Here is a 1,640-nt window from a genome sequence, read left to right as displayed (position 1 = left end):
ACTGCGACCGTTTCGATGCTGGCCAGGGTGGCCAGCAGCCGTTCGCGACTATCGCGGTAGACCTCGAGCAGCCCCGGGTCGTTCAACACCTGATAGAGCTTGGCGCTGCGCTCGATCGGCGCGATCTGCTGAAACAGCTGTTGGGTGTAGTGGGTGGTCTGCACGCCGCTGCGGACCAGAGTCGCGCTCTCCTCCGACAGGTTGCGGACCTTGGTGGCCGCAATGACCACGCCCAATAGCAGCGGGATGGAAACCAGTGCGAAACCGGTCAGCATCAAGCTGTTCAATGAACTAGGGCGAGGCAGACGCATGGGGGCGGATTCTAGCGCTCGTGATGACCGCAATGCGCGGGATCTGCTCGGCTCAGTTTTTCTGTAACCCCGGTTCCTGTTGCAGCCGGCGTTCCCAGGCCAATTGCGAACGGACGATGGCTTCGAGGTCGTCGTGCTGCGGAACCCAGCCCAGCAATTCGCGGACGCGTTGCGCCTTGGCCACCAGCGACGGCGGGTCGCCGGCACGGCGCGGTTCCTCGATGGTCTTCAACGGCTGGCCGGTGATGCGGTCCATGGTCGAGATCAGCTCGCGCACGCTGTAACCGTGGCCGTAACCGCAATTCAGCGTGACTGAAGCGCCATTGGCTCGCAGGTAGTCGAGAGCCTTCAGATGCGCACTGGCCAGATCTTCCACATGAATGTAGTCGCGCACGCCGGTGCCGTCGGGTGTCGGATAGTCGGTGCCGAAAATTGAAATGTGCTGGCGTTTGCCCACGGCCGTCTCGGCCGCCACCTTGGTCAGTAGCGTGGCTTTGATGGTGGACTGACCGATGCGCTCGCCCGGATCGCAGCCGGCGACATTGAAGTAACGCAGCACCACGTAGCGCAAGGCCGAAGCTGCGGCCAGATCGCGAAGCATCCATTCGCTCATCAGCTTGGAGGTGCCGTACGGGTTGATCGGTTGGGTCGGGCTGTCCTCGGCAGCGACGCCGCCGGCCGGAATGCCATACACCGCGGCGGTGGAGGAGAACACGAAATGTTTCACTCCGGCTTCCTGGCAGCATTGCAACAGGTTGCGAGTGGAGCAGGTGTTGTTGCTGTAGTACTTGAGCGGGTTGGTTACCGACTCGGGCACGATGGTGTTGGCAGCGAAATGCAGCACCGTATCGATCTTGCGTTCGCGCAGCAGGCGGCTCACCAATTCGCGATCGCCGGTATCGCCGACCACCAAGTCGCCATGTAACACCGCCGAGCGAAAGCCGGTGGACAGGTTGTCCAGCACCGTGACTTGTTCGTGGCGCTCGCCGAGCTGCCGAACTACGTGACTGCCGATGTAGCCGGCGCCGCCGGTGACGAGGGTGGTCATGGTTTGAGCTTAGGTCCTGGTGAATGAGCTTAGGTGGGCGATTCTAGCAGCACGTTTTACAGAAGTAGGCGTCGCCGCTCCGAGACAGGCGTCCGACATTCTGCAATGGACGCGGATCGCTCCACCCGGTCACCATTGGCTGCCAGCTCACGTGTCACTGTTCCAGGTTCCATGCCCAGACATCCTTCCCGGCCCGATCCCCATCCCTACGAGCGCCTGACGCCGGACGTCATCATTGCTGCCGTGGAATCGCTCGGCCGCGATTCGGACCGGCGCATCCT

General features: G+C 62.4%; 2 protein-coding genes. Both read right to left on the bottom strand.

The genetic code is table 11. The annotated features are described in order from the left end of the window. Positions 1-311, bottom strand: a 311-nt coding sequence (locus JNL55_RS23785) for a hypothetical protein (RefSeq protein ID WP_293860001.1), incomplete at its 3' end; no start/stop codon positions are given. A 52-nt stretch (positions 312-363) separates the two neighbouring features. Then, positions 364-1,359 carry a UDP-glucose 4-epimerase GalE gene (gene galE, locus JNL55_RS23780; protein WP_293859998.1) on the bottom strand — a complete coding sequence of 332 codons (996 nt, stop codon included), beginning with the start codon at positions 1,357-1,359 and terminating at the stop codon, positions 364-366. Positions 1,360-1,640 lie beyond the last annotated feature (281 nt).

Origin of the sequence: Steroidobacter sp. (genome assembly GCF_016790065.1) — a bacterium.
Lineage (GTDB): Bacteria > Pseudomonadota > Gammaproteobacteria > Steroidobacterales > Steroidobacteraceae > Steroidobacter.
Note: the sequence above shows the minus strand (reverse complement) of the source record. Positions and strands in the feature narration are given on the sequence as shown.